Origin of the sequence: Nocardioides renjunii (genome assembly GCF_034661175.1) — a bacterium.
Taxonomy (GTDB): Bacteria; Actinomycetota; Actinomycetes; order Propionibacteriales; family Nocardioidaceae; genus Nocardioides; species Nocardioides renjunii.
Genome location: NZ_CP141058.1, coordinates 3,575,500 through 3,594,177, shown reverse-complemented (window position 1 = coordinate 3,594,177; position 18,678 = coordinate 3,575,500). Strand labels below are relative to the sequence as shown.

The following is an 18,678-nucleotide window of genomic DNA, read 5'->3' as shown; positions in this document are numbered from 1 at the left end:
TCCGCACCTACACCCCCGCCGCCCGCTCGAGCGCGACGAGCTCGTCGTCGAGGTACTGCAGCAGCACCTGCAGGTGCGGGACCGTGCGCCGACAGCCGGTGAGCCCGAAGCACATCTTTCCGTCGTAGGACGTGCAGGTGATGTTGAGCGCCATCCCGTTGATCGGGATGGACAGCGGATACATCCCGGTCAGCCGGGCGCCGTTCCAGTAGTGGGTGGTGCGCGGGCCCGGGACGTTGCTGACGATGAGGTTGTAGGGCGGTCGGACGATGCCCTGCATCCGCAGCACCGGGCCGAGGATGGCGGGCGCCTGGCCGAGCGCGCTCATCGCCACGATCTGCGCCGGGGTCATCGCCGACAGCGCCTCCTTGCCGTCCTTCATCGAGCGGTGGATCGCGGCGAGGCGGTCGGCCGGGTCGTCGAGGTGGGTGCCGAGCTGCACCATGACGGAGCCGACGGCGTTGCCGCCGTCGGTGGAGGCGAGCTGGGACTGCTTGGCGTTGAGCCCGACCGGGACCATCGACACCAGCGTGGTGTCCGGCAGCGCGTCGAGCTCGGCGAGGTAGGTCCGCATCGCGCCGCTGACCATCGCCAGCACGACGTCGTTGATCGTGGTGCCGCTCGCCCGGCCGACGGCGCGCAGCCGCTCGACCGGCCAGTCCTGGGCGGCGAACCGGCGCGAGCCGGTGATGCTCTGGTTGAGGATCGTGCGCGGGGCGTAGAGCGACAGCGCGGAGGTCTCGTTGCGCACACCCCGGTTGAGCGTGCGCACCAGCGCGCCGGGCATCCCGGCGGCCTCGGTCGCGAGCGCGAGCGCCGTACGCACGGTGGCGGCCGAGACGTCCGACAGCGAGGCGCTGGCGGTGGCCGGCCGTTCGCGCGGCGGGCGCGGGCGCTGCGCCCAGGGGGCGGGCATGTCGCGCTCGTCGGGGTCGGTCGAGAGCACGCTGGCCAGCAGCCGCATCGCCGAGACGCCGTCGACGAGGGCGTGGTGGGTCTTGGTGTAGAGCGCGACCCGTCCGTCGCGCAGGCCCTCGATCACGGTGGCCTCCCACAGCGGGCGCTCCCAGGCCAGCCGCGAGCTGTGCAGGCGCGAGCACAGCTCCAGCAGCTCGCGGACGCGGCCGGGCTTGGGCAGGGCGCTGTGGCGGACGTGGTGCTCGATGTCGAACTGCTCGTCGGGCTGCCAGACCAGCTGCCCGGCCGTGCGGACGGAGCGGTGCGGGTGCTTGAGGAAGAGGGGCGACACCTGCTCGACGGCGCGCATCTGCTCGTACATCTCGCGGGCGTAGCCGCGCCCGGCGCCCGCCGGCTTCTCGAAGAGCTGGAGGCCGCCGACGTGCATCGGCATGTTGCGGTTCTCGGCGAGCAGGAAGCCGGTCCCCGTCGGGTCGATCGGATCGAGCACTCGGTCCTCCTCTGCCCCTCACCCCGAGGTGGGGCGCCCGCGCATCCTCTCGCCCCGTGACGGGCGCCACAAGGGCGCGCCCCGACCGTACGTCGTTGTGCTGAAGGCGGCCGGGGGAGGCGGCTCAGTCGGTGAGCGAGTGGGCCAGCTCGTCGACCAGGGCGTCGACGACCGCGACCAGGTCGCCGCCGGACTCGTGCGCGACCGCGCGCTGGCGCTGGTAGGACGCCCCGCGGGTCGGGATGTCCGCGACGCTGCGCAGCTCGTCCTCGCAGCCCAGCCGCTTGGCGACCGGGGTCAGCCGCTCGAGCAGGTCGTCGAGGTCCTCGGTGACGAGCCGCTCGCGGTTGCGGTCGTCGACGATGACGATCGCCTCGAGGCCGTAGCGCGCGGCGCGCCACTTGTTCTCCTGGACCTGCCACGGCGGCATCGTCGGCAGCTCCTCGCCGGCGGCGAGCCGGGTGTCGAGGTCGACGACGAGGCAGTGCACGAGCGCGGTCAGGGCGGCCAGCTCGCGCAGGTCCGACATCCCGTCGCAGACGCGGTGCTCGAGGGTGCCCAGGTGCGGGGCCGGCCGCAGGTCCCACCGGACGTCGGACATCGAGTCGATGATGCCGGTGGTGGTCTGGTCGGAGATGCACTTCTCGAACTCGGCCCACGTGTCGAACGCGAACGGCAGTCCCGCCGTCGGCAGCTGCTGGAACATCAGCGCCCGGTTGGAGGCGTAGCCGGTGTCCTGGCCGGCCCAGATCGGCGAGCTCGCCGACAGGGCGAGGAGGTGGGGGTACGTCGTCAGCATCGACGCCAGGACCGGCATCACGCGGTCACGCTCGGGCATGCCGACGTGCACGTGGACTCCCCAGATGAGCATCTGGCGGCCCCACCACTGGGTGCGGTTGATGAGCTCGGCGTAGCGGTGGCCCTCGGTGAGCTGCTGGTGGGACCAGTCGGCGAACGGGTGCGAGCCGGCGCCGAGCAGGTCGACGCCGAGCTCGCCGGCGGCCGGTGCGACCACGGACAGCGTGTCGCGCAGGTCGGTCACGGCCTCCCCGACGGTGTCGCAGATGCCGGTCACCACCTCGATGGTGTTGCGCAGCAGCTCCTTGTGCAGGCGTTCGGGCTCGTCGAGCCGGCCGCCGGCCAGCTCGTGCAGGTCGGAGGCGACGCTCACGAGGTCGCGGCTGACCCGGTCGACGAGCGCGAGCTCCCACTCCACCCCGAGCGTCGGCCGCGCCGACGCGTGGAAGTCGATGCGCATGCCTCCACTCTAGGGAGCCTCGCCGCGGCGAGGCTCACCCCTCCGACGGCCCGACACCCGCCGGTGCCACCATGGCCCGGTGCGTGACGACGACGGGCCCTCCCACGAGGGGGGCAGCCAGCAGGAGGAGGCGCGCGCCGCCGCGGAGCGGGCCCGCGAGATCAACCTGACGATGGACCTGTGCCTGCGGATCGGCGAGATGCTGCTGTCCTCGGGCGCCGGTGCCGCCGACGTGACGGCCACCATGCGGTCCGTGGCCGACCACTTCGGCCTGCGCACGGCCGACATCGACGTCACCTTCATCTCGCTGTCGATGAGCCACCAGCGCTCGCCCGACGACGTACCGACGCTGATGATCCGCCACGTGACGCAGCGCGACATCGACTACGAGGACCTGACCGCGGTCGACCACCTCGTCCGCGACATCCTCACCGACCGCGCCGACCTCTACCTCGCCCGGTCCCGGATGGCGACGATCGTCTCCCTCGGCCACGCGTTCCCGCGCTGGGCGGTGACCATCGCGTGGGCCGTGATGGCGGCGGCGGTCGGCGTGTTCCTCGGCGGCGGCGCGGTGGTCGCCGTCGTCGCCGCGGTGGCCGCCGTCCTCATCGACCGGGTCCAGCTGGTGATGGCCCGTCGGCGGCTGCCGTTCTTCTACCTCCAGGTGGCCGGCGGGGCCATCGCGACCCTCCTCGCCGCCGCCGTCGCCGCCTCCCCGGTGGAGGTCGACCCCTCGGTCGTCGTGACCGCCAACATCATCCTGCTGCTCGCCGGCATCGGGCTGATGGGTGCGGTGCAGGACGCGCTCACCGGCTTCTACCTCACCGCGAGCGCGCGGCTGATCGAGGCGATGATGGCCACCGCGGGGATCATCGCGGGCGTCGCGCTCGGCATCTCCGTCGCCGAGGGCCTCGGCCTCGAGCTCGGCCAGCTGGTGCCCGGCAAGGTCCGGGCCTCCGACCTCCCGGCCGTCCTCGGCGGGGCGGCCGTGTCGGCGGCCGCGTTCAGCGTCGCGTCGTACGCCCCTCGCCGGGCGGTGCTGCCCGTCGGGCTGACGACCGCGGCGGCCGCCCTCGTCTCGCAGGCGGTCACCGCGAGCGGCTTCGGGCGGGCGGCGGCGGCCGGCGCCGCCGCCTTCTTCATCGGACTCGTCGCCTACGCCGTCGCCGGCCGCGTGCGGGTGCCGCCGCTGGTGGTCGCCGTGCCGGCGATCGTGCCGTTCCTGCCGGGGCTCTCGATCTACCGCGGCCTGACGTTCCTGGCCGACGGCGGCTACTTCGTCTCGCAGGGCATCTTCGCGCTGATGACCGCGATCACGGTCGCGATCGCGCTGGCCTCCGGCGTCATCCTGGGCGAGTACGTCGCCCAGCCGCTCAAGCGCGAGGCGCGTCGGCTGGAGAACCGGCTCGCCGGGCCTCGCCTGGTCGGGCCCTACCGCGCCATGACCCGCGCCGAGCGGCGGGCGCTCAGGCGATCGACAGACGAGTGAGCTCGGCCAGCCAGCGCAGGTGCGCGCCGTCGTACGGCGGCAGGCCGGCGCGGACCGCCGCGACGAGCTCGTCGCTGCTGGCCTGCGCCGCGGCGACGACGTCGGAGGGGTAGCCGAGCGACACCTGGTGCTCGGCGAACTCGTCCTCGTCGTCGACGAAGATCTCGCCCGGCGCGCGGCCGGCGTAGCCGGGCTGGCCGACGACCCCGGAGGGGAGCGGGTCGGAGAGCCGGATGACGTCGAGGTCGAGGTCGACGGCCCGGAGCACGTCGCCGTCCCAGACGGGCGGGGTGGTGACGTCGACGTAGAGGTCGCACCAGATGCCCGGCGCCTGGAACGTCGCGAGGTACCAGGCGTCCGACCGCACAAGCGTCACCGCGTCGACCGCGGCGCGGAACTCGTGGCCCGGGCGCTGGTTGTGCGTGCCCCGCGGGAAGCCGATCCACTCGCCGTGCTCGTCCGAGCCGAGGTGGACCCCGTCGAAGCGCCAGTGCGGGCGGTCGCCCCACTTGGTCATCTCGCAGCGGATCGGGGTCCCGGGGGCGTGGCTGCTCACGTCCCGACCCTAGGTGACCGGGCACGAAGTGCCCGGTGAGGGCTCAGCGCAGGGGCATGCGGGAGGTCACCCGGGCCACCACGTCCTGGTAGCGCGAGCCCGCGAGCTTGGCGAAGTGGTGGATGAGGTGGGCGTCGAGGCCGACGAGGACCCGCGCCTTCCCGGCCAGCGCGCCGCCGAGGATGATCTCGGCCGCCCGGTCGGGGGTCATCTTGGCGAGCTTCTTGTCGAAGAGGTCGTCGATGGACGCGCCGTCGAGGCCGGCGGCCTTGCGCCCGTTGCGGCTGATCCCGGTGCGGATGCCACCGGGGTGCACGCAGGTGACGGTGACCGGGTGGCCCGCCACCAGCATCTCCTCGCGCAGCGCCTCGGTGAGCCCGCGGACGGCGTACTTGGTGGCGTTGTAGGCCGACTGGCCGGGCACGGAGACGAGCCCGAAGAGCGAGGAGATGTTGACCAGCGCGCCGTTGCCGCTGGCGATGAGGTGGGGCAGGAACTCCTTGGAGCCGTGGACGACGCCGTGGAAGTTCACACCGAGGATCCAGTCGAGGTCCTCGTAGGCGAGGTCGGTGAAGTCCCCGGTGAGGGTGACGCCGGCGTTGTTGACCACCAGGTTCACCCGACCGAACTCCTCGACCACCCCGGCCGCCCAGGCCTGCACGGCGGCGCGGTCGGAGACGTCGACCACGTCGTGGCGCACCTTGGTGGCGCCGGCCTGCTCGGCCAGCCGCACTGTCTCGGCGAGGCCGTCGACGTTCCAGTCGGACAGCGCGAGCAGTGCGCCGCCGCGAGCGGCCCGCGTGGCCAGCGCGCGGCCGATGCCGGAGCCGGCTCCGGTGATGACGACGACCTTGTCGGTGAGGGTGGTCAGGCTCATGCCGGCAACTGTAACTCGGGGTTACCCGCTCGGGGAGGGGAGCCGGACGGTCAGGGTCGTGCCACCTGGCCGGCTGGACAGCGCGACCGAGCCGCCGTGCGAGGCGACGATCGCCTCGACCAACGACAGCCCGAGCCCGGCCCCGCCGGCGCGGTGGCGTGCGGCGTCGCCCCGGACGAACCGCTCGAAGGCGCGCGGCGCGAGGTCCGGCGGGAACCCCGGGCCGTCGTCGTGGACGGTGAAGCCCGCGGCCGTGCCGGTCACGGTGACCGTGCTGCCGGGAGGGGTGTACTTGCGGGCGTTGGTCAGCAGGTTGCTCACCACCTGGTGCAGCCGCGCCCCGTCACCCACCACCGTGAGCGGCGCGTCGGGCAGGACCAGCCGCCAGGAGCGCTCCGGGTCCACCACGCGCGCGTCGTCGACCGCCTCGAGCAGCAGCCGGGACAGGTCGACCGGCTCGCGGGCCAGGGGCCGGCCGGCGTCGAGCCGGGCGAGGAGGAGCAGGTCCTCGACGAGGGCCGTCATCCGCGCCGACTCGGTCTCGACCTTGGCCAGTGCGGTGCCGGTGGCCTCGGGCCGGCGGCGGGCCAGCTCGGTGTAGCCCGCGATCGTCGCCAGCGGCGTACGCAGCTCGTGCGAGGCGTCGGCGACGAACTGCCGGACCTGCTGCTCGCTGCGGTGGCGCTGGCCCAGCGCCGCCTCGACGTGGTCGAGCATCGTGTTGAGCGCGGCCCCGACCTGGCCGATCTCGGTCCGCTCGTCGGTGAGCCGCTCGGGCACCCGGTCGGCCATGTCGATCTCCCCGGAGGCCAGCGGGAGCTCGGCGACCCGGTGGGCGGTGGCCGAGACCTCGCGCAGCGGCGCGAGCTGGCGGCGTACGACGACCGTGCCGGCGACGGCGGCGGCGGCGACGCCCAGGAGGGTGGCCAGCAGCTCGAACCGGACCAGGTCGGAGATCGTCCGCGAGACGTCCGCCGTGGGCAGCCCGACGACCACCCAGCCGCCCTCGCCCTCGTGGCACACCACGCGGTAGCTGCCCAGCTCGGGGATGCGGACGGTGGCCGGCTCGTACTCGGCGTAGGGCATGTCGTCGTGGAGGGACTCCAGCTGGCGCTCGGACAGCGGCTCGGCGACGCCGTAGCTCTCCCCGTCGCCCTCCGACCGCACGGCGCCGGTGAGCTCGCCCTCCTCGGGCACCACGGCGACCAGGGCGCCCTCGTCCTGGCGCAGGATGTCGCGGAAGGGGTCGAAGCCGTCGCCGTCACCGTCCGGCCCGCCGTCGTCGCCCGGCCCACCGCGCGGTGCATTGACCGTCCGCACGAGCGACTCGGTCGCCTGGGCGTCGAGCTGGGCGTCGAGGTTGCGCTTCATCGCCAGCGTGGTGGCGGTGCCGATGAGGAGCGCCGTCACCGCGACCAGCAGCACCGCCACGGCGACGAGCCGGGCGGTGAGGGTGCGGGGCATCGTGGCGGAGAGCCTCACGGGCCCGCCCGGGCGGCCGGCTTGAGGACGTAGCCCGCGCCTCGCATGGTGTGGATCATCGGCTCGCGGCCGGCGTCGACCTTCTTGCGGAGGTAGGAGATGTAGAGCTCCACGACGTTGGCCTGGCCACCGAAGTCGTACTGCCAGACCCGGTCGAGGATCTGCGCCTTGCTCAGCACCCGGCGGGGGTTGCGCATGAGGAACCGCAGCAGCTCGAACTCGGTCGCCGTCAGGGCGAGCTCGTCGCCGCCGCGGTGCACCTCGTGGCTGTCCTCGTCGAGGGTGAGGTCGCCGACGGCGAGCAGGTTGCCGGCCTCGGCCTGCGCGGCGGTGCCGCCCCGGCGGATGAGGCCGCGCAGCCGGGCGACCACCTCCTCCAGCGAGAACGGCTTGGTGACGTAGTCGTCGCCACCGGCGGTGAGGCCCGCGATGCGGTCCTCGACCGCGTCCTTGGCGGTGAGGAACAGGACGGGCACGTCGCTGCCGTCGGCCCGCATCCGCCGCAGCACCTCGAGGCCGTCGAAGTCGGGCAGCATGATGTCGAGCACCACCGCGTCGGGCCGGAAGTCGCGCGCGGTCGAGACGGCGTCGGTGCCGGTGTGGGCCATCGCGAGGTCCCAGCCCTCGTAGCGCAGCGCCATCGCGAGCAGCTCGGCGATGTTGACCTCGTCGTCGACGACGAGCACCCGCACCGGCGAGCCGTCGGGTCGGGTGAGCTGCTGCACGGACAGCATCCTGCCGCCCGTTCCTGTGCGGTTGCTGTGAGGCGCCTGTCGCCTAGTCCGCGGCGGAGGCCTGGTTGAGCCGCGCGGCCTGCCGGGTGAGGTGCGTGCGCTCGGGGACGTTCGTCGCCAGCCCCGCGGCCTCGGCGTAGAGCCGGGCGGCCGTCGCGAGGTCGCCGGCCCTCTCGTGCAGGTACGCCGACGCGGCGCGGTGCCGCGGCACGTCCGGGTCGACCTCGGCCAGGGCGGCGAGGCCCGCGCGGGGCCCGTCGGCCTCGCCGACGGCCACCGCCCGGTTGAGCCGGACGACCGGGCTCCCGGTCAGCGCGAGCAGCTCGTCGTACCACTGCACGACCTGCACCCAGTCGGTCTCGGCCGTGGTCGGGGCGTCCGCGTGCAGGGCGGCGATGGCCGCCTGCAGCTGGTACTCGCCGCGCCGCTGCCGCGACAGGGCCGACTGCAGCACCGTCACGCCCTCCTCGACCAGGGTGGTGTCCCACAGGCCGCGGTCCTGCTCGGCCAGCGGCACGAGGGTCCCGTCGGCGCGGGTGCGTGCCGGGCGCCGGGCATGGTGCAGCAGCATCAGCGCGAGCAGGCCGTCGGTCTCGGGGTCCTCGCCGTGCGGGCCGGCGAGCTCGACGAGCTGCCGGGTGAGCCGGATCGCCTCGGCGGCGAGGTCCACGTCGCCGGAGTAGCCCTCGTTGAAGACGAGGTAGAGCACGCGCCGCACGGTCGCGAGGTCGCCGGGCCGGTCGAACGACTCGCCCGACACCGTCCGCTTCGCGCGGCTGATGCGCTGCGCCATCGTGGCCTCGGGGACCAGGTAGGCCTCCGCGACCTGCCGCGTCGTCAGCCCCGCGACCGCCCGCAGCGTGAGCGCGACCGCCGAGGCCGGCGTGAGGGCAGGGTGGGCGCAGAGGAAGAACACGTGCAGCGTGTCGTCGGCGTCCTCGGTGGGTCCCGGTCCGGGACGCCCGTCCACGACGACCTCACGCCGCTGGCGAGCGGACTCGGAGCGCACGGCGTCGAGGAACCGCCGCCACGCGACCGTGACCAGCCAGCCCTTGAGGTCCCGCGGCCCGGCCGTGGCACCGGCTCCGTCGTCCCCGCCGTCCCCGCCGGGTCCGTCGTCCCCGCCCCCGAAGGTGCGCCATGCCTCGACCAGGGCCTCCTGGACAGCGTCCTCGGCCGCCGCGAAGTCGGCTCCGCGGCGGACGAGGACACCGATCACCGCGGGCACGAGCGGCCGCAGCGTCGCCTCGTCGAAGGCATCCATGGCGGGAGGGTCCTCGGCGCGGTCAGTCGCCGGTGGCCGTGGGTGAGCCGTAGAAGGGCCGGACCTCGAGCCACTCGTGGATCGGCTTGCCGTCCTTGCCGGGCGCGAGGGACAGCTCGCCGGCGAGCTCGACAGCACGGTCCCAGCCGTCGACGTCGATGACGAACCAGCCGGCGATGAGGTCCTTGGTCTCGGCGAAGGGACCGTCGGTGACCGGCGGCTTGCCGGGGCCCTCGCTCCGGACCCACGCGCCCTCGGGGGCGAGCGCCTGGCCGTCGACGTACTCGCCGTTCTCCTCGAGGTGCTTGGCGAAGTCGTCCATGAACGTCATGTGCGCGTCGACCTCCTCGGGGGCCCACTGGTCCATCGGGACGTCGTTGCCGGCGGCGGGGGCGCCGCGGTAGTGCTTGAGCAGCAGGTATCGGGGCATCTCTGTTCTCCTTGTCCGTCGCGGCCCATTGTGGCCGCGTCCACCCCGGGGACGGAGCCGTCGGCGGGTCCTCGACATGGCCCGCGAGATCTCCGGAGGCTCCTCACGGGCCCGGCACAGGTGCCGCACAGCAACCGGCGGGAGGCTCGGTGCCATGAGCGACGACCGCAACGACGAGACCCAGCCCGTACGCCCCGAGGGAGCGGCACCCCTCCGCACGCCCCCCGACCCGGCCGCGCCCGCACCCACGCCGGCGGCGACCGAGGCGCACGCCACCGACCCCGTGACCCGCCGCGGCTTTCGCGAGCGGCTGGGCCGCCTGCGTCGGACCGAGGGCGGCGACCGGTCCTACGGGTTGGCCGCGCTGATCGCCTCGGCGCTGGCGGGCATCATCGTCGGCGGCCTCGGCTTCGCGGCCGTGCACGCCATCGGCGACGACGGCGGCCGGGACCGTGGCGGCTGGATGCAGCAGCGCGAGGCGGACGACCGGGGTCCCGGCCGCGGTGGCATGCCCGGCGGCCCGCGCGGCGTACCGGGTCAGCTCCCCCCGACCACGCCCCCGGAGGACGAGGGCTCGACCTCCTGAGCAAACCCGGTTGCTGCCGTGGGCGAGAATGGCGCCCGTTGTGAAGATCATCTATCCGCCCGAGCTCCCGGTCTCCGCTCGGCGCGACGACATCGCCGCGGCGATCCGCGACCACCAGGTCGTGATCGTCGCGGGCGAGACCGGCTCGGGGAAGACCACCCAGCTGCCCAAGATCTGCCTGGAGCTGGGCCGCGGCGCCGGCGCGGCGGGCGGCGGCAAGCTGATCGGGCACACCCAGCCCCGCCGGATCGCGGCGCGGTCGGTGGCCGAGCGGATCGCCGACGAGCTCGGCACCGAGCTCGGCGACGTCGTCGGCTACCAGGTGCGGTTCACCGACCGGACCAGCCGCGCCAGCCGGGTCAAGCTGATGACCGACGGCATCCTGCTCGCCGAGCTGCAGCGCGACCGCGACCTCCGCAAGTACGACACGATCATCATCGACGAGGCCCATGAGCGGAGCCTCAACATCGACTTCCTCCTGGGCTACCTCAAGCGGCTGCTGCCGCGCCGCCCGGACCTCAAGGTCGTCATCACCAGCGCCACCATCGACGTCGACCGCTTCGCCGCGCACTTCGACGCCCCCGTCGTCGAGGTGTCGGGTCGTACGTTCCCGGTCGAGGTCCGCTACCGACCGCTCCTCGAGCTGCCCGAGTCCGACGAGGAGGGCGAGGCCGTCCAGCGCGACCAGACCGAGGCGATCCTCGACGCCGTGCGCGAGCTCTCGGCGGAGGGCCCGGGTGACGTCCTGGTCTTCCTGCCCGGCGAGCGCGAGATCCGCGACACCGCCGATGCGTTCGACGCCCTCGGGAGCGACCGGCTCGAGATCGTGCCGCTCTACTCGCGGCTCAGTGCGGCCGACCAGCACAAGGTCTTCTCCAGGCACTCCTCGGTCGTACGTCGCGTCGTGCTGGCCACCAACGTCGCCGAGACGTCGCTGACAGTCCCCGGCATCCGCTACGTCGTCGACACCGGCGTGGCGCGGATCAGCCGCTACTCCGTGCGCACCAAGGTGCAGCGGCTGCCGATCGAGCCGATCAGCCAGGCCTCGGCCAACCAGCGCTCCGGGCGGTGCGGCCGCGTCGCGGAGGGCATCGCCATCCGGCTCTACTCCGAGGAGGACTTCGAGGCCCGCCCGGAGTTCACCGACCCCGAGATCCTGCGCACCAACCTCGCCAGCGTCATCCTCCAGATGGCCTCGCTGCGGCTCGGCGACATCGCCCGGTTCCCGTTCGTGGAGCCCCCCGACCGGCGCAACATCAAGGCCGGCACCGACCTGCTCGAGGAGCTCGGTGCCCTCACGACCGAGGCCGAGCGACAACGTCAGGGGGAGCGGTCGTCCGGGCGACCGCCGGCCACGACGTCCCGGCCGGGCGTACGCCTGACCGCCGTCGGCAAGCGGCTGGCCCGGCTTCCCATCGACCCGCGGCTCGGCCGGATGATCCTCGAGGCCGAGCGGCTCGGCTGCCTGCGCGACGTCCTGGTCATCGCCGCCGCGCTGTCCATCCAGGACCCGCGCGAGCGCCCGGAGGAGCAGCGGGCGCAGGCCGACCAGCTGCACGCGCGCTTCAAGCACGAGTCGAGCGACTTCCTCACCTGGCTCAACCTGTGGCGCCACGTCAAGGAGCAGCAGCGCGAGCTCTCCTCCAGCGCCTTCCGCCGCATGTGCAGGCGCGAGTTCCTCAACTACCTGCGCATCCGCGAGTGGCAGGACTACGAGTCCCAGCTGCGACAGGTGGCGAAGGAGATGGGCCTCGATGCACGCGGCTCGTCCCTCACCGCGCACTCGACCACCGAGAACGGCGCGGCCGGCGGAGCACCGTACGACGAGGACGGCATCCACCAGGCACTGCTCTCCGGGCTCCTCAGCCACGTGGGGGCGCTGGAGGAGCGCGAGAAGGCGCGGCCCGGCGAGCGCCGCCCGATGCGGGAGTACGTCGGCGCGCGCAACGCGCGCTTCGCGATCTTCCCCGGCAGCGTGCTCAAGGGCCGCAACCCCGACTTCGTGATGAGTGCCGAGCTCGTCGAGACCTCGCGGCTCTGGGCCCGGCAGAACGCCGCCATCAAGCCCGAGTGGGCCGAGCGGCTGGCCGCCCACCTGGTCAAGCGGACCTACTCCGAGCCGCACTGGTCCCGGAAGCGGGCGTCGGTGATGGCGCGCGAGCGGGTGACGCTCTACGGCGTGCCGCTGGTCGCGGACCGGCTGGTGTCCTACGGCAAGGTCGACCCACCGCTGGCCCGCGAGCTGTTCATCCGCCACGCGCTGGTGCAGGGGGAGTGGGACTCGAGGCACCGGTTCCTGGCCGAGAACGCGCGACTCCTCGAGGAGGCCGAGGAGCTCGAGCACCGCGCCCGGCGTCGCGACATCGTCGTCGACGAGCACACCCTGTTCGAGTTCTACGACGCCCGCGTCGGCGAGGACGTGGTGAGCGGGCAGCACTTCGACCAGTGGTGGAAGCGGGCGCGCCAGAAGGAGCCCGACCTGCTCACCTTCGACCCGGCGATGCTCACCCACGATACCGCCGGGCAGGTGCGCGCCCACGACTTCCCCACCGAGTGGCACGACAGCGACGAGGCAGGGCTGACCTTCCCGATCAGCTACCACTTCGAGCCGGGCGCCGCCGACGACGGCATCACCATCGACGTGCCCGTCGCCACCCTCAACCGGGTCGAGGCCGACGACTTCTCCTGGCTGGTCCCCGGCCTGCGCGAGGAGCTGGTCACCGAGCTGATCCGCTCGCTGCCCAAGAACCTGCGCGTGGCGATGGTGCCGGCGCCCAACACCGCGCGGGAGTTCCTCGCCGCGACACCGCCGGGTGCGGAGCCGCTGCTCGACGCGCTCGAGCGGTTCGCCCGCAGCACCCGCAGCCTGGTGATCGACCGCGACGCGTGGGACTGGTCCAAGGTGCCCGCGCACCTGCGACCGACCTACCGCGTCGTGACCGAGGAGGGCACCGAGGCCGCGCGCGGCAAGGACCTCGACGCGCTCAAGGAGCCGCTGCGCCCGACGTTCGAGCAGGCGATGGCCGACGTCGCGGCCGACTCCGGCGTCACCACGAGCGGGCGGACGTCGTGGACCTTCGGCACCGTCGAGGAGTCCTTCGTCCAGCGCCGCGCCGGCCACGAGGTGCGCGGGTTCCCCGCCCTGGTCGACGAGGGCTCGTCGGTGGGCCTGCAGGTCCTCGCCACGCCCGAGGAGGCCGCCGCCCACCACCGGCTCGGCGTACGGCGGCTGGTCCTGCTCGCGCTCGGACCGCCCACGCCGGTCGACGACGTGCTGGCCGCCGCCGGGCTGGACCAGCGCGCCAAGCTCGCGCTGGTCGGCTCGCCGTACCCGTCGGTGGGTGCGCTGCTCGAGGACCTGCGCGCGGGCCTCGTCGGCGACGTGGTCGACGCCCGGCCCACCGTGCGGGACGAGGCGGCGTACGACGCCCTGGTGGCGGCAGCCCGCGAGGCCGTCGCCGGCGGGCTTCCTGCCGCGGTGCTCGACGTGATGCGGGTGCTGGAGGCCTGGCGCGCCACTGACAAGGCCATCTCCGGTCGCGCCGACCTGATGACGCTCCCGGCCATGACCGACATGCGCGCCCAGGTCGGCCGGCTGATGGTCGACGGCTTCGTCGGCGAGGCCGGCGCCGGGCGGCTGCGCGACTACCCGCGCTACCTCGGTGCCGTCACCCACCGGCGCGAGCGCCTCGACGGGCAGGTGGCCCGTGACCGCCAGCTGATGGACCAGGTCTCGGACCTGCAGGAGTCCTGGCTGCACGCGGTCGCCGCGCTGCCCGCGGGCCTGCCGCTGCCCCAGCACCTGCGCGAGGCCAGGTGGCTGCTCGAGGAGTACCGCGTCTCGCTGTTCGCGCAGCACCTCGGCACCTCGGTGAAGGTGAGCGACCAGCGGATCCGCAAGGTGCTGGGCCGCGCCGCCTGACGGCTCCTACGCTGGGTGGCATGACGGAGCGCCCCCACCACCGCCCGATGACCCCCGGCGACGCGTTCTTCGCCGACCTCGCCGGGGGCGCGGACCCGGCCATGCTGCGCGAGGCCGGCGACCTCGCCGCCACCGTGCTCGTGCGCGGAGCCCGCGAGTCGCAGGACCCGGCCCTCGCCGAGCGCGTCGTGCACCTCGCCGAGAGCGAGGGGCTCGAGACGCTCGCCGAGGTGTGGTCCGGCGCGCCCGCCGACACCCTGGCCGGCAGCCTGTGGCGGCTGTTCCTGCTGCGCTCGTGGGTCTACGCCGACCCCGAGCGGGTCGCCACGGAGTACGAGGCCGGCCAGCGCCGCGTCGACGTGGCCCGCGTGGTCGCCGGCGTCGCCGACCCGCCCGGGCCCGACGAGCTCCGGCGGATGGTCGACGACGTGCTCCGCGGGATCGCCCGCGGGGACTTCGCGGTGACGCTGTTCCGGGCGGCCGCCTTCGCCCGCATCGTCGCGGCCGGTCGCGCGAGCCTCGGGGAGTCGTCGCACGACGAGATCACCCGGATGCTGACGCTCTCCGAGCAGCTGGAGTCGTCCGGTCACGCCGAAATCAGGCACACGCTGGGCTGAGGTTTTACAATGGTCCTGAGTGCGTCGGGCTGTGGCAGCCCCGGGTCCCGAAATAAGCCGCTACGAGCGGCCACGCGCCGTGAGGCGCTCCCGGTCCGGCGCACTCGCTCATTCCTCCCGGCCCCGCTCCGGCCCCGCTCCGGCCCCGCTCCGGCCCCGCTCCGTCGGGGCGCGGTCCCGGTGGCGAGGCCCTAGGCTCGCCGCGTGCCCGACGACCCGATCGCCCGCTACGCACCCGAGCTCGACGGCGAGCCCGACCCGGGCGAGGTCGTGTGGGCGTGGGTGCCCTACGAGGACGACCCAGCCCAGGGCAAGGACCGGCCGGTCCTCGTGCTGGGCACCGACGGCGACGGCTGGGTGGGGCTGATGCTCAGCAGCCAGGACCACGACCGCGACGCGGAGGACGAGGCGCGCCACGGCCGGCACTGGATGGACGTCGGCTCCGGCGGCTGGGACGCCCAGGGCCGGCCCAGCGAGGTGCGGCTCGACCGGCTCGTCCCCCTGAGGCGCGACGGCGTACGACGCGAGGGTGCGGTGCTCGACGCCGTGGTCTTCCACGCCGTCGTCGAGGCCCGCCGTGGACTGTCCCGTTAGGGTTCGACCCGTGCTCCACCGCCGCCCGTCCCTGCGCCGTGGCGCCCTGGCCGCCTGCGCCATGGCCGTCGCGCTGTCCACCGCTGCCTGCACCGACGACGCGGAGCCCACCCCCGAGCCGTCTCCGTCGCCGACGACGTCCGGCTCCAGCGAGCCGCGCGAGCTCGTCTTCGGCGTCTACGGCACCGAGGAGGAGGTGGCGGCCTACCAGCGCGTGGTCGACTCCTTCAACGCCAGCTCGACCACGCGGCAGGTCACGCTGAAGTCTTGGCCCGACCACGAGTCCGCGCTCGAGGACGTGCTCGCCGGCAACGCCCCGGACGCGTTCCTCACCTCCCGCATCGACCTCGACCAGCTGGTCGACGCCGAGGCGCTGCAGCCGGTGAGCCTGCTCCTCGACGAGCGCGGCGTGGACTTCGGCGACCGGTTCTCCCGTGACGCGGTCGACGCCTTCGCCATGGACGACGAGCTCCAGTGCATGGCCTACTCGGTTTCCCCGATGGTCATCTACTACAACACCGACATCATCGACTTCGACAAGATGGAGCGCCGGGGCCTCGACGTCCCGACGCTCACCTCCGAGGGCGTGCGCGAGCGCTGGTCGCTCGCCGAGTTCGACGCCGCGGCGCGGTTCGCCTCCCGGCGCGGCGACCCGCGCGGGGTGTGGATCGACCCGACGCTCGAGGGGCTGGCGCCGTTCATCTACTCCGGCGGCGGCCAGGTCTTCGACGACGACCGCGAGCCCACGTCGCTGGCCTTCTCCGACGACTCCACCCGCGAGGCGCTCAACGAGACCCTGTTCACCCTGCGCGACCCGACGCTGACGCCGACCAACGCCCAGCTGGCGCGTGCGACGCCGGTGCAGCTCTTCAAGCGCGGCGAGCTGGCGATGGTCGCGGGCTTCCGCAACCTCGTGCCCGAGCTGCGCGAGGCCGAGGACCTCGAGTTCGACGTCCTCCCGATGCCGATCATCGACGACCGCGCGACCGTCGGCGACATCAGCGGCCTGTGCCTGTCCGCCGACTCCGAGAGCATCGGCGACGCCGCGGACTTCATCGCCTACGCCGTCTCCGACGCCGCCATCGCCACGGTCGCCTCGACGGGCTACATCGTGCCCGCCAACACCGAGGTGGCCTCGTCCGACGCGTTCCTGGCGCCCGGCGAGGAGCCCGCGCAGTCCGACGTGTTCAACCAAGGCATCCGCTACATGGTCGTGCCGCCGTTCATCGACCAGCGTGACGAGCTGGTCGACGCCGTCACGCCGCTGCTCGAGCGGCTGGTGACGGCGCCGGGCGTGCTCGACCTCGACCAGGTCACCGAGGAGATCGACACCGCGTCGCAGGCGGTGCTGTCGCCGGAGGAGACCGAGGACCCCGAGGAGTCGGAGTCGCCGACGGACGAGCCGACCGAGACGCCGTCGGAGTAGGTCCTACTCGTCGGGCCGCTCGGTCCGGTCCGGCTCGGCCTCGGCGCCGAGGATCGCGCCCACCAGGGCGCCGGTGACCAGTCCGGCCTGCCACGGCCGCGCGCCGTAGGACGCGAGCTGGGTGCGTACGGCGTCCGCGAGGGCGGCCGGCTCCCTGGTCGCCGGGGGCGCCCACATCAGCCGGCGGAGGTAGTCGGGGGTGAGCAGGTTCTCGACGGGCAGGTGGTGCACCTCGGCGAGGTTGAGCATCGCCTCGCGCGCCGCCTTGAAGCGGCGGTCGGCCACCGCGTCGCGCTCGGCCCACGTGCGCGGGTGCGGGGGGCCGTCGCCGCGCGGGGCCCGGGTGGGCAGCTCGTCCTCGCCCATCTCGCGGACCTGCTCCAGCGCGTCCACCCAGGCGGAGGCGTAGCGGCTGGCACCGCGACCGTGGAAGCCCGAGGTGGACAGCAGGGCTCGGCGGTCGGCCGGCATGACGGTGGCCGCCACCACGATGGCCGAGTCGGGGAGGATCCGCCCGGGGGTGACGTCGCGCTCGGCGGCGATCCGGTCGCGCGCCTCCCACAGGGCCCGCGCCGCGCCGAGGGCCCGGCGTCCGCGGAGGCGGTGCACGCCGGACGTACGCCGCCACGCGTCGACGCGGACGGCCGGCTCGAAGTCCAGCAGGTGCTCGAACTCCTGGCGCGCCCACTCGGCCTTGCCGGCCTTCTCGAGCTCGGTGGCCATGTGGTCGCGCAGCTCGACGAGCACCTCCACGTCGAGCGCGGCGTACTCCAGCCACGGCTTCGGCAGCGGGCGGGTGGACCAGTCGGCGGCCGAGTGCTCCTTGCGCATCCGCTGCCCGAGGACCGTCTCGACGAGGGTCGCCAGGCCGACGCGCGGGTAGCCCAGCAGGCGGCCCGCGAGCTCGGTGTCGAAGAGGCTGGTGGGGGTGAGGCCGACCTCACGGAGGCACGGGAGGTCCTGGGTGGCCGCGTGCAGGATCCACTCGACGCCCTCGAGCGCCTCCTGGAGCGGCGCGAGCGTGCTCACGGCGATCGGGTCGACGAGCCAGGTGCCGGCGCCCTCGCGGCGCAGCTGGATGAGGTAGGCGCGGTTGGAGTAGCGGTAGCCGGAGGCGCGCTCGGCGTCGATGGCGACCGGACCGCTCGCCGCCGCCAGGGCGGCGCAGGCCTCGGCCAGCCGCTCGTCGGTCTCGACGATCTCGGGCAGGCCGTCACGGAGCTCGAGCAGCGGCGCCGGGGGAGCCTCGGGCTCGGGAGCTGCGTCGATCCCGGCGTCCGGCTCGGCGTCGGACTCGACGTCGGACTCGACGTCAGGCTGCACGTCGGGCTCCAGGTCCGGCTCCAGGTCGGGCGTCTCGGCGGTCTCGGACATCGCTCAGGTGCCGCGCTGTCCGCGCCGGCTCGGCATGGCCGTGACGCCCTCGGGCACCGGCGGCAGCCCGACGGCGGTGCACATCAGCTCGCCCCACGCCTCGACGTGCGGCGTCATGTCGAGGCGGCCGTCCTCGTCGACGCCCGGCGTCCACGACGCGCGGATCTCGACCTGGGCCGTGCCGGGCTCGTCGGCCATCCCGCCGAAGCTCTCGGTGGTCACGCAGGTGACCGTGCCCGACGCGGCGTGGAAGTCGGCGCGGTGCGCCTCGAGCGCCTCGGTGAGCCACGACCAGCCGACGGCGGCCAGCATCGGGTCGGCGCCGAGCTCGGGGTCGAGGTCGGCGCGGGCGTAGGCCACGCAGCGGAAGGTGCCGTCCCAGGCGTCGTTGCCCGCCGGGTCGTGCAGCAGGATCAACCGGCCGGTGCCGAGGTCCTCGTCGTCGACCGTCACGTCGCCGCTCAGCGCGGACGACCACGGCGCGATGCGCTGGGGCGCCGGCATCTCCTCGCAGAGGACCTCCGGGCGCAGCGAGGCCCGACGCATGGACTCCACAGCCGCGCGGAACTCCGCGGGCCCAGCCGCGGCAGCGCTGCCGGGGTGGGTCTCGTGACGGGCCACCATGTGGCCAGAGTAGGCCAGCCATCCGCCTCGCCGATGT

Annotated in this window: 16 protein-coding genes; 6 read left to right on the top strand and 10 right to left on the bottom strand. The window is 73.9% G+C overall.

Features of this window, described 5'->3' with window-relative positions; all coding sequences use genetic code 11:
* Nucleotides 1–7 precede the first annotated feature (7 nt).
* Both SHK17_RS17185 and SHK17_RS17180 read right to left on the bottom strand, forming a co-directional pair.
* On the bottom strand, nt 8–1,408 hold the full coding sequence (locus SHK17_RS17185) for a WS/DGAT/MGAT family O-acyltransferase (protein ID WP_322920112.1): 1,401 nt from the start codon (nt 1,406–1,408) through the stop codon (nt 8–10).
* Between the two features lie 124 nt (nt 1,409–1,532).
* Complete coding sequence (locus SHK17_RS17180; RefSeq protein WP_172266369.1) at nt 1,533–2,666, bottom strand: glutamate--cysteine ligase; 1,134 nt, start codon at nt 2,664–2,666, stop codon at nt 1,533–1,535.
* Nucleotides 2,667–2,745: 79 nt separating this feature from the next.
* Between SHK17_RS17180 and SHK17_RS17175 the strand changes: the two genes are divergently transcribed.
* Nucleotides 2,746–4,155 (top strand): threonine/serine exporter family protein, encoded by a 1,410-nt coding sequence (locus tag SHK17_RS17175; RefSeq protein WP_322920111.1) that lies wholly within the window; start codon nt 2,746–2,748, stop codon nt 4,153–4,155.
* Here SHK17_RS17175 and SHK17_RS17170 read toward each other — a convergent pair.
* From SHK17_RS17170 to SHK17_RS17145, 6 genes are read right to left on the bottom strand one after another with little or no spacing between them, the layout of a single operon-like run.
* Nucleotides 4,133–4,711, bottom strand: a complete 579-nt coding sequence (locus tag SHK17_RS17170) for a DUF402 domain-containing protein (RefSeq protein WP_322920110.1) — start codon at nt 4,709–4,711, stop codon at nt 4,133–4,135. The genes SHK17_RS17175 and SHK17_RS17170 overlap by 23 nt on opposite strands.
* A gap of 43 nt (nt 4,712–4,754) precedes the next feature.
* The gene (locus SHK17_RS17165) at nt 4,755–5,588 is read right to left on the bottom strand and encodes an SDR family NAD(P)-dependent oxidoreductase (protein ID WP_322920109.1); all 834 of its coding nucleotides are present in this window, start codon (nt 5,586–5,588) and stop codon (nt 4,755–4,757) included.
* A gap of 21 nt (nt 5,589–5,609) precedes the next feature.
* Nucleotides 5,610–7,052 carry a sensor histidine kinase gene (locus tag SHK17_RS17160; RefSeq protein ID WP_322920108.1) on the bottom strand — a complete coding sequence of 481 codons (1,443 nt, stop codon included), beginning with the start codon at nt 7,050–7,052 and terminating at the stop codon, nt 5,610–5,612.
* Between the two features lie 14 nt (nt 7,053–7,066).
* Nucleotides 7,067–7,804: a response regulator transcription factor gene (locus SHK17_RS17155; protein ID WP_172266357.1), complete on the bottom strand. Its 738-nt coding sequence runs from the start codon at nt 7,802–7,804 to the stop codon at nt 7,067–7,069.
* A gap of 43 nt (nt 7,805–7,847) precedes the next feature.
* Nucleotides 7,848–9,068, bottom strand: a complete 1,221-nt coding sequence (locus SHK17_RS17150; protein ID WP_322920107.1) for an RNA polymerase sigma factor — start codon at nt 9,066–9,068, stop codon at nt 7,848–7,850.
* A gap of 22 nt (nt 9,069–9,090) precedes the next feature.
* Entirely contained in the window at nt 9,091–9,498 is a 408-nt protein-coding gene (locus SHK17_RS17145) for a YciI family protein (RefSeq protein ID WP_172266351.1), read from the bottom strand.
* A gap of 154 nt (nt 9,499–9,652) precedes the next feature.
* Here SHK17_RS17145 and SHK17_RS17140 point away from each other — a divergent pair, with 154 nt between their 5' ends.
* The 5 genes from SHK17_RS17140 (at nt 9,653) to SHK17_RS17120 (ending at nt 16,643) form a co-directional block, all read left to right on the top strand.
* Nucleotides 9,653–10,084 (top strand): hypothetical protein, encoded by a 432-nt coding sequence (locus tag SHK17_RS17140; protein ID WP_172266348.1) that lies wholly within the window; start codon nt 9,653–9,655, stop codon nt 10,082–10,084.
* A 28-nt stretch (nt 10,085–10,112) separates the two neighbouring features.
* On the top strand, nt 10,113–14,006 hold the full coding sequence (hrpA, locus tag SHK17_RS17135) for an ATP-dependent RNA helicase HrpA (protein ID WP_322920106.1): 3,894 nt from the start codon (nt 10,113–10,115) through the stop codon (nt 14,004–14,006).
* A 20-nt stretch (nt 14,007–14,026) separates the two neighbouring features.
* The gene (locus tag SHK17_RS17130; protein ID WP_253943016.1) at nt 14,027–14,623 is read left to right on the top strand and encodes a hypothetical protein; all 597 of its coding nucleotides are present in this window, start codon (nt 14,027–14,029) and stop codon (nt 14,621–14,623) included.
* Between the two features lie 204 nt (nt 14,624–14,827).
* Entirely contained in the window at nt 14,828–15,217 is a 390-nt protein-coding gene (locus SHK17_RS17125; protein WP_172266342.1) for a type II toxin-antitoxin system PemK/MazF family toxin, read from the top strand.
* Between the two features lie 10 nt (nt 15,218–15,227).
* Entirely contained in the window at nt 15,228–16,643 is a 1,416-nt protein-coding gene (locus tag SHK17_RS17120; protein ID WP_172266339.1) for an extracellular solute-binding protein, read from the top strand.
* A 3-nt stretch (nt 16,644–16,646) separates the two neighbouring features.
* Here SHK17_RS17120 and SHK17_RS17115 read toward each other — a convergent pair whose 3' ends face one another.
* Together SHK17_RS17115 and SHK17_RS17110 are read right to left on the bottom strand one after the other, a co-directional pair.
* Nucleotides 16,647–18,017: an HRDC domain-containing protein gene (locus SHK17_RS17115; RefSeq protein ID WP_322920105.1), complete on the bottom strand. Its 1,371-nt coding sequence runs from the start codon at nt 18,015–18,017 to the stop codon at nt 16,647–16,649.
* A 3-nt stretch (nt 18,018–18,020) separates the two neighbouring features.
* Nucleotides 18,021–18,641, bottom strand: coding sequence for a DUF3000 domain-containing protein (locus SHK17_RS17110; protein WP_172266333.1), 621 nt, complete (start codon nt 18,639–18,641; stop codon nt 18,021–18,023).
* Between the last annotated feature and the right edge of the window lie 37 nt (nt 18,642–18,678).

Coding starts and splice junctions, on each gene's coding strand:
- SHK17_RS17165 (WP_322920109.1), bottom strand. CDS start 5,588: ATGAGCCTGACCACCCTCACCGACAAGGTCGTCGTCATCACCGGAGCC.
- SHK17_RS17130 (WP_253943016.1), top strand. CDS start 14,027: ATGACGGAGCGCCCCCACCACCGCCCGATGACCCCCGGCGACGCGTTC.
- SHK17_RS17145 (WP_172266351.1), bottom strand. CDS start 9,498: ATGCCCCGATACCTGCTGCTCAAGCACTACCGCGGCGCCCCCGCCGCC.
- hrpA (WP_322920106.1), top strand. CDS start 10,113: ATGGCGCCCGTTGTGAAGATCATCTATCCGCCCGAGCTCCCGGTCTCC.
- SHK17_RS17160 (WP_322920108.1), bottom strand. CDS start 7,052: ATGCCCCGCACCCTCACCGCCCGGCTCGTCGCCGTGGCGGTGCTGCTG.
- SHK17_RS17140 (WP_172266348.1), top strand. CDS start 9,653: ATGAGCGACGACCGCAACGACGAGACCCAGCCCGTACGCCCCGAGGGA.
- SHK17_RS17150 (WP_322920107.1), bottom strand. CDS start 9,068: ATGGATGCCTTCGACGAGGCGACGCTGCGGCCGCTCGTGCCCGCGGTG.
- SHK17_RS17155 (WP_172266357.1), bottom strand. CDS start 7,804: ATGCTGTCCGTGCAGCAGCTCACCCGACCCGACGGCTCGCCGGTGCGG.
- SHK17_RS17110 (WP_172266333.1), bottom strand. CDS start 18,641: ATGGTGGCCCGTCACGAGACCCACCCCGGCAGCGCTGCCGCGGCTGGG.
- SHK17_RS17180 (WP_172266369.1), bottom strand. CDS start 2,666: ATGCGCATCGACTTCCACGCGTCGGCGCGGCCGACGCTCGGGGTGGAG.
- SHK17_RS17115 (WP_322920105.1), bottom strand. CDS start 18,017: ATGTCCGAGACCGCCGAGACGCCCGACCTGGAGCCGGACCTGGAGCCC.